This window comes from Neobacillus sp. PS3-34, from assembly GCF_030915465.1.
Taxonomy (GTDB): Bacteria; Bacillota; Bacilli; order Bacillales; family Cytobacillaceae; genus Neobacillus_A.
The window spans coordinates 2,181,274-2,190,000 of the sequence record NZ_CP133267.1; the positions used below are offsets into that span (position 1 = coordinate 2,181,274).

Annotated in this window: 5 protein-coding genes and 2 pseudogenes (1 of these 7 only partly in view); all 7 read right to left on the reverse strand. The window is 43.3% G+C overall.

Annotated elements, in window-relative coordinates; translation table 11 throughout:
• Positions 1–16: 16 nt before the first annotated feature.
• Positions 17–712, reverse strand: a complete 696-nt coding sequence (ispD, locus tag RCG23_RS11310) for a 2-C-methyl-D-erythritol 4-phosphate cytidylyltransferase (RefSeq protein ID WP_308180038.1) — start codon at positions 710–712, stop codon at positions 17–19.
• Positions 713–729: 17 nt separating this feature from the next.
• The gene (locus RCG23_RS11315; protein ID WP_308179764.1) at positions 730–1,812 is read right to left on the reverse strand and encodes a PIN/TRAM domain-containing protein; all 1,083 of its coding nucleotides are present in this window, start codon (positions 1,810–1,812) and stop codon (positions 730–732) included.
• A 233-nt stretch (positions 1,813–2,045) separates the two neighbouring features.
• Positions 2,046–3,119 carry a DNA integrity scanning diadenylate cyclase DisA gene (gene disA / locus RCG23_RS11320; RefSeq protein ID WP_308179765.1) on the reverse strand — a complete coding sequence of 358 codons (1,074 nt, stop codon included), beginning with the start codon at positions 3,117–3,119 and terminating at the stop codon, positions 2,046–2,048.
• Between the two features lie 3 nt (positions 3,120–3,122).
• Positions 3,123–4,505, reverse strand: coding sequence for a DNA repair protein RadA (gene radA / locus RCG23_RS11325; protein ID WP_308179766.1), 1,383 nt, complete (start codon positions 4,503–4,505; stop codon positions 3,123–3,125).
• A gap of 196 nt (positions 4,506–4,701) precedes the next feature.
• Positions 4,702–7,132, reverse strand: a pseudogene (clpC, locus tag RCG23_RS11330) (ATP-dependent protease ATP-binding subunit ClpC).
• 13 nt (positions 7,133–7,145) lie between these two features.
• Positions 7,146–8,217: pseudogene (locus tag RCG23_RS11335) on the reverse strand (protein arginine kinase).
• A gap of 2 nt (positions 8,218–8,219) precedes the next feature.
• On the reverse strand, positions 8,220–8,727 hold the 3' portion of the coding sequence (locus RCG23_RS11340) for a protein-arginine kinase activator protein McsA (protein WP_308179767.1). Its footprint extends 41 nt past the window's final position; the window shows 508 of its 549 coding nt (coding positions 42–549); its start codon lies off the right edge, out of view — the gene reads right to left on this strand; the stop codon is at positions 8,220–8,222.

The following is an 8,727-nucleotide window of genomic DNA, read 5'->3' on the forward strand; positions in this document are numbered from 1 at the left end:
AATCCTCCTTTATTACCTAATAATTGCCGATACTGCTTCGTTTATTTAAAATTGCCTCGGCGAAAAATAAATCCTCAGGTGTTGTCAGTTTGATATTATCATAATCGCCTTCAATGACGGATACTGGATACCTTAACCGTTCCACCAGACTGGAATCATCTGTCCCCAGAAAATTTTCCTGTTCAGCCTTTTCATAAGCCTCTCTGAGTATCGAAATGCGAAAAGCTTGTGGGGTTTGTACAGCCCACAAGCTTGAGCGATCAATTGTTTCGGTCACATTTCCATCTGCAGCTTTTTTTATGGTGTCTTTAACAGGTACGGCAAGGATAGCCGCACCGGTTGTTTTGGCTGATTCGGTTAGACGGCGGATACTGTCTTTTTGAATGAACGGTCTTGCTGCATCATGGACAAGGATAACTTCCCCGTCCTCTATTGTTTTGAGGGCATTATGGATGCTTTGCTGGCGTTCCCTTCCACCCTCAACGAGGCGGTCCACTTTTTTAAGATTGTATTGTTTAATAAGTTCTTTAAACACCAATTCATCCTGTGGATTAATCGCCAGGATGATTTTCCCGCACGCTTCATCCTCTTCAAACACTTTTAAAGTATGGACAAATACGGGTATTCCGTTAAGCTCTAACAGAAGTTTATTCTTTCCCGCTCCCATTCTTTTTCCCTGGCCTGCAGCCGGAATGATCACCTGGTAAACCATCATCATGCCCCTATCTATTACAACGCCTTCTCTAATAATTTAGGTTTTGCAAATATCATCCTGCCTGCAGAAGTTTGAAGAACACTCGTTACAAGAACATCAATTCTCTTGCCGATGTATTCCCTGCCTTCCTCAACGACGATCATCGTGCCGTCATCCAAATAGGCAACGCCCTGATGATGATCCTTGCCCTCTTTAATAACCTGTACATTCATTTCCTCTCCTGGAAGAACGACCGGCTTTACCGCGTTGGCTAAATCATTAATATTTAAAACGGGTACATTCTGAAATTCGCACACCTTATTTAAATTAAAATCATTGGTTACAAGAATTCCATTTGTCAGTTTTGCCAGCTTTACGAGCTTGCTGTCTACTTCCTGTATTTCTTCAAAATCCCCCTCGTACATTTCCACTGTTATCGAGAGTTCCTTTTGAATCCTATTTAAAATATCAAGACCCCTCCGCCCGCGATTCCGTTTTAACACATCCGAAGAATCAGCTATATGCTGCAATTCCTCCAGCACAAACTGCGGGATCACAATCGTTCCTTCCAAAAAACCAGTCTGGCATATGTCAGCAATCCGGCCGTCAATGATTACACTCGTGTCTAATATTTTCCAGGATTTGCTCTCCGGTTTATCAGTTTCTTCCTCGCCGGATTTTTTCTTCTTATTGGTAAAAAGGCTCAACAGTTCGTCCCTCTTTTTGAACCCAACCTGAAAGCCCAGATAGCCGAAAAGCAATGTCAATAGAATAGGAGCTACCGTATTGACGACGGGCACCTGCACCGCATTTAAGGCATATCCTACTAAAAAGGCAATAAACAAGCCAATAATTAGACCGACGCTTCCAAAAAGAACATCCGTTACAGGGATTTTAACTAATGAATCTTCCAGCCATTTAATAAAGTCTGTAACATAGTCTACTGCCCAAAAAGTAATAAGATAAAAAATAATGGCACCAAGAATAGCCGTGACATATGAATTACTGATGATAGAATTGTGATCTATTTTCATTATATTTAATAATTCCGGAATTAAGAAGATTCCAAGCGTTCCCCCGATAATCAGGAAACAGGCTTGAACAATACGTCTTAGCATTCCACCACCTCCTTCTACTCATTATAAACAAAATACTTAAATTGAAACCTGAATAATTAACATTTTCTTTGAAATAAAATAGACTGGAAAGTTGTCTTTTCCCTATCACTTCCTAGGGTAGCACCGCAAAAAAATAGTGTCAAACATAATAAATTTTCCCATACGGGCATTTACCTTTCTGTTGGAGCCCTGGGCAACAGCTTCCTTTGGCTGCCCGGCTATTCAATCCAGTTTTAAAGCAGACGGCCAGTAAACAGCCTTTCTTTTATCAGCTTAAAGCCTTCCTTAATTTTTCTCGCCCTAACCTCACCGATTCCCTCTACATCATCCAGCTCATCTACAGATGCTGAGAAAATATTCGGAAGCTCTTCAAAACGGCTGATCAAATTTTCGATGATGACGGCCGGCAGGCGGGGAATTCTATTTAACATTCTGTATCCTCGCGGGCATTTGAATTCATCTAAGTGGACATACCCTTGATATCCAAGCAATTTTAAAATGGCCTGGTCCTCTATCAATTCACTATTGGACATCGACTGGAAGCGCCGCAGGAGCTCTGTTGCCTTAATATCACGATCATGTGCATAATCCTTAATCATGAAAATCGCTTCATCTTCCAAATCTGTTAATATCTCATCCATTTGAAGACGAATTAATCTTCCTTCCGTTCCCATTTCACTTAAATATGCCAATAACTCATTTTTAATTTTAAAAATCATTTCAAACCTGTGAAGTACCTGCAGAATATCGTTGTATGTAACGGATTCCTCGAATTCCAAAATACTTAAGTATGAAATGCTCTGCTCGAGAACGGCTTTATATTTTTCAAGTGTTTGAATGGCCTGATTGGCTTTGGCAAGAATGACACCGATATCCTTTAAGGCATAGCGGAAATTCCCCTGGTAGAGGGTTATGACATTCCTTCTCTGGGAAATGGCGATAACCAATGACTTCGTTTGCCTTGCCACCCGTTCAGCTGTCCTATGCCGCATCCCGGTCTCCGATGAGGGAACACCTGGATCCGGGGCAAGCTGTGCGTTTGCATACAGGATTTTATTTCCGGTCTCATTTAAGATGATTGCCCCGTCCATCTTTGCCAGTTCATATAAAAAGCTTGGAGAAAAAGAGCAATTTATTTGAAAACCGCCATCGACTATAGTTCTCATTTTTTCATTATAGCCAACAACAATTAAGCCGCCGGTATTCGCGCGAAGCACATTATCAACGCCTTCACGAAGAGGTGTTCCCGGGGCAATAAATTTCAAGATCTCACTTGCGTTTTGGTCGCCCAGCTTTTTATATTCCATCCATTACCCTCCTAATGCAGCTTTTAACGCCTCACTTACAGATGATACCCCAATGAGGTCAATCCCTTTATGCCCATTCCATCCACCAAGATTGTTGGCAGGCAAAATTACTCTTTCAAACCCCAGCTTTGCGGCTTCCTGCACCCTCTGCTCAATACGTGAAACCCTTCTGACTTCTCCCGTGAGGCCGACCTCACCAATAATGCAGTCCGTTGCCCTAGTCGGCTTATCCCTAAAGCTTGACGCGATGCTGACCGCAATGGCTAAATCGATAGCTGGTTCATCCAGCTTAACCCCGCCTGCCACCTTTAAATATGCATCCTGATTAGCAAGCAGCATCCCAACCCGTTTTTCCAATACGGCCATGAGCAAGGGGACCCTGTTATGGTCAATGCCTGTTGCCATTCTTCTTGGATTTCCAAAGCTTGATGGAGAAATAAGTGCCTGTATTTCTACCAGGACTGGCCGTGTTCCTTCCATTGATGCTACTACCGTTGACCCTGCAGCACCCTGTGAGCGTTCCTCAAGGAAAATTTCAGATGGATTTTCTACTTCCTCCAAACCAAGTTCTTTCATTTCAAAAATACCCATTTCATTCGTCGAACCAAAACGGTTCTTTACCGCTCTTAAAATACGGTACGTATGATGCCGTTCACCCTCAAAATACAGCACTGTATCCACCATATGCTCCAAAATCCTTGGACCCGCGATAGAGCCTTCCTTCGTCACATGCCCAACGATAAAAATGGCAATTCCCTTCGTCTTTCCAATCCGCATCAATTCTGCCGTACATTCGCGTACCTGGGAGACACTCCCCGGCGCTGAGGTCACCTCAGGATGGAAAACAGTCTGAATGGAGTCAATAATGACAAAACCAGGGTTGGTGCTTTCAATCGTGCGGCTGATTTCTTCCAAATTGGTTTCCGAATAAACGAGCAGATTTTCTGACGAAATGCCAAGACGGTCTGCGCGCAGCTTTGTCTGGCGAAGTGATTCTTCCCCAGAAATATATAAAACGGAATGCCCTTTCTGAGCCAGCTGGGATGATACCTGCAAAAGGAGGGTTGATTTACCGATACCCGGATCCCCGCCAATCAACACCAAGGAACCTTTTACTACCCCACCGCCTAATACCCTGTTCATTTCATTAAGGTCTGTGTAGATCCTTGGTTCACTTAAAGTTTCAATAGCAGTAATGGGAGAAGGCTTCGAGAGAATGGCTGCACCGCCTTCTGAATGGGCAAACGCTCCCCGGCGTTTCATCCCTGTCACTTCGACTTCCTCAACCATCTTATTCCAGGCACCGCAGCCAGGGCATTTCCCCATCCACTTGGCAGACTCATAGCCGCACTCCTGACACATAAACTTTGTTTTTCTCTTTGCCATATTGTTCTCCCTCTCTTTAACATACCTTCCCAAAAGCGAACTTATGAAAAAAAACCTTATTTTTAGGTATGAATTCCCGACAACAGATTCATTTTTAAAACCATCATCCAAGTACTTATAAAAAGAAAGGAGGTACACGAGTTTCCCTGTTGTGTACCTCCCCCGTTAGTTATCTTAATCTGTACAAAATTGAAGCTTATTTCGCAATTTCTGCCGTCTTTACAACAAATTCACTATTGTCTACATCTATTATAACATGATGGCCAGTCAATAGATTGCCTTTAAGCAATTCCTCAGAAAGCCTATCCTCAATGTGTTTCTGAATTGCTCTGCGCAATGGACGGCCCCATATTCAGGGTCATAGCCCTCTTGTGAGATTTTTTCCTTAGCCGCATCCGTCAGCTCAAGAGAAATATCCTGCTCCTTTAACCTCTTAACAAGTGAATCAGACATTAAGGAGACGATTTCCTGCAAATGCTTCTTCTCTAGAGCATGGAAGACAATAATTTCATCAATTCGGTTTAAAAACTCTGGGCGGAAAGCCTTCTTCAATTCCTCCATTACTTTGCCCTTCATGTCTTTATAATCCTGTTCTCCGTCCTGGATATTAAAGCCCACATATTTGTTGCGTTTCAAAGCTTCCGCACCAACATTGGAGGTCATGATTAAAACCGTATTGCGGAAATCAACTGTACGGCCTTTCGAATCCGTTAATCTTCCATCTTCAAGTACCTGCAGCAGAATGTTAAAAACATCCGGGTGTGCCTTTTCGATTTCATCAAGAAGAATAACAGAATACGGCTTTCGACGAACCTTTTCAGTCAATTGGCCGCCTTCTTCATAACCGACATAGCCTGGAGGGGAGCCAACAAGCCTAGATGTAGAATGCTTCTCCATGTACTCAGACATGTCAATTCGGATCATCGCATCTTCATCACCAAACATCGCTTCAGCAAGCGCACGGGCCAGCTCTGTTTTACCTACACCAGTCGGTCCGAGGAATACGAATGAGCCAATAGGACGCTTCGGATCCTTAAGCCCTGCACGCGCACGGCGGACTGCCTTTGATACAGCCTTGACCGCTTCCTCCTGGCCAATGACGCGGGAATGCAGGATTTCTTCAAGGTTAAGCAGCTTTTCTGTCTCCGTCTGAGCAAGCTTGGAAACGGGTATTCCAGTCCAGCTGGAAACGACGCTTGCTATATCTTCAACGGTTACCTCACTATTTTCTTTACCCTGCTTTTCTTTCCAGCTCTTCTTCGTCTCTTCAAGCTGCTCACGAAGGCGCTGTTCCGTATCTCTTAAGGAAGCAGCTTTTTCAAATTCCTGGCTTTGAACTGATGAATCCTTCTCTTTTCTTACTTCCTCCAGCTTAAGTTCCAATTCCTTCAGGTTTGGCGGTGTTGTGTAGGAACGAAGGCGTACCTTTGAACCTGCTTCATCAATCAAATCAATCGCTTTATCTGGCAGGAATCGGTCAGAAATATAGCGGTCAGATAATTTAACAGCTGCTTCGATGACATCATCACCGATAGAGACACGGTGGTGGGCTCATAGCGGTCGCGTAATCCTTTTAAAATTTGAACCGATTCATCCGCTGTTGGCTCATCGACGCGAATCGGCTGAAATCTGCGCTCTAATGCCGCATCTTTTTCGATATACTTACGATACTCATCGAGAGTAGTAGCACCGATACATTGAAGCTCTCCACGGGCAAGAGACGGCTTTAAAATGTTGGAAGCATCAATGGCGCCTTCCGCACCTCCTGCCCCAATGAGCGTATGAAGTTCATCGATAAATAATATGATATTGCCGCCTGGCGAATTTCATCCATAACCTTCTTAAGGCGGTCTTCAAATTCGCCACGATATTTGGTTCCAGCAACTACTGTTCCCATATCAAGTGTCATCACACGTTTATCACGGAGGATTTCCGGAACCTCGTTATTAACAATTTGCTGGGCAAGCGCCTTCCGCAATAGCTGTCTTACCTACCCCTGGTTCTCCAATTAAGACAGGGTTATTTTTTGTCCGGCGGCTCAACACCTCGATAACACGCTGGATTTCTTTACTGCGGCCAATAACAGGATCAAGGCTGCCTTCGCGTGCGATTGCAGTAAGGTCTCTTGCAAGGCTATCCAAAGTTGGCGTGTTGGCACTCGCAGATGAATTGCCTTGATGCCCGCCGGATTCATTGCTGCCTAATAATTGAAGAACCTGCTGTCGTGCCTTATTAAGACTCACTCCAAGATTATTCAATACCCTGGCAGCTACTCCCTCACCTTCACGAATCAAACCAAGCAAAATATGCTCAGTCCCTACATACGAATGGCCAAGCTTTCTCGCCTCATCCATTGAAAGCTCGATTACCTTTTTAGCACGTGGAGTATAGTGGATCGATTGTGAGCTATCCTGCCCCTTGCCAATTAAATTCTCAACCTCTTTTTGGATCTTCTCCGCTCCAAGGCCAAGTCCGAATAAAGCCTTTGCGGCTATACCATCTCCCTCGCGAACCAAACCTAATAAAATATGCTCTGTACCTATATTATTATGTCCCAGGCGAATTGCTTCTTCCTGTGCCAATGCCAACACCTTCTGCGCTCTTTCCGTAAACCTGCCGAACATCATAATATTTTCCTCCTCAGTCTTTTTCTTGTTCCATGTTCAGGCGTCCCCTAATAAAAGCTGCCCTTCGAATATCCCTTTCATGCGGCCTCAATGGCCTCCGGCATACTGTTGCAAAAAGCCAGGCTGAGTCAGTATCATTAATTCATTAAAAATGCATTTAGGCATATCTTTGATAAAACCAATATCTATACCAAGCCGGACATCTGATAAACATCTTGCCGCTTCCTTTGATTCGATAATCCGGCTGTTTGTTAGCACCCCGTATGAGCGAAACACTCTGTCTTCTAATTGTATGTTTGAAGTTTTTACTAATGCTTCACGGGCTGACCTTTCCTGCGATATTAGTTGGCTGACAACGCTCTTTAAATCTTCAACAATATCTTCTTCAGACTTGCCAAGGGTAATTTGGTTGGAGATTTGAAAAATATTTCCTAATGCTTCGCTTCCTTCTCCATAAATACCTCTTACCACAAGTCCCAGTTGATTAATCGCGGGAATGATCCTATTTATTTGCTGGGTAAGAATCAGCCCCGGCAAATGCATCATCACAGAGGCTCTTAAACCTGTTCCCACATTGGTCGGACAGCTTGTTAAATAACCTTGCTTTTCGTTAAAAGCATAATGGATGTGCTCTTCCAGCCAATCGTCAATCTCACTCGCCGCTTCAAGTGCCTCTGATAATTGAAACCCTGGGAACAGGCATTGAATACGGATATGGTCCTCTTCATTCAGCATAATACTGATTTCTTCATTTTCACTCAGTATGCATGCCCCATGGGTGGAATCCTCTGTTAGATTTGGACTGATTAAGTGTTTCTCCATTAAGACCCTTTTCTGCAAAGGCTGGAGTCCATCCATTTTCAGTAATTCCATTTGTCCATATTTTTCAAACGGATACTTACTTAAAATCTCTTCCATTTTTACAATAATCATTTTAGCTTCTTCATGTGAAAACAAAGTTGGAAATTTATATTCTTGAAGATTGCGGGCTAACCGGATACGGGAACTGAGGACAATATCTGAATCAGGCCTTCCACACTCATCCAGGAGCTTACCGCTTGACTAATGAACTTTTCCAGCGACACGCTTATTCCCCTCCCTCTCGATTAACTTTCAATCTTTTTTCCAGGGAACGAATTTCATCACGAATTTCGGCCGCTTGCTCAAATTTTTCATTTGAAATTAATTCCTTTAATTGTTGTTTCAATTCATCAACCTGTTTGCGGAGATGAATTGTTCCGCCAATCCTCTTCGGAATTTTCCCATTATGATTCCAATTCCCGCTATGCAGACGGCGCAAAATTGGCTTCAGCTGATCTTTAAATGTCTCATAACAATGCGCACATCCAAACCTGCCGATTTTAACAAATTGGTCGAACGTCATTGAACATTGGTCACACTGTAGAATCTCTTCCTTATCAAATGTATTTTGCGTGGTATGGTGAAAGGAAGGATCAATATTTAAAAGTCCCGCCAGCAAATTATTAATGGAAAAACCAGAAGCAGCATTAATCATAAACATATCGCCTTTTTCCTGCGCACACTTTTCACATAGATGCACTTCTGTTTTTTCCCCATTCACTATTTTCGTGAAA

Excerpts from the sequence above, each read along its gene's own strand:
- ispD (WP_308180038.1), bottom strand. The coding sequence starts at position 712 with ATGGTTTACCAGGTGATCATTCCGGCTGCAGGCCAGGGAAAAAGAATG.
- RCG23_RS11315 (WP_308179764.1), bottom strand. The coding sequence starts at position 1,812 with ATGCTAAGACGTATTGTTCAAGCCTGTTTCCTGATTATCGGGGGAACG.
- disA (WP_308179765.1), bottom strand. The coding sequence starts at position 3,119 with ATGGAATATAAAAAGCTGGGCGACCAAAACGCAAGTGAGATCTTGAAA.
- radA (WP_308179766.1), bottom strand. The coding sequence starts at position 4,505 with ATGGCAAAGAGAAAAACAAAGTTTATGTGTCAGGAGTGCGGCTATGAG.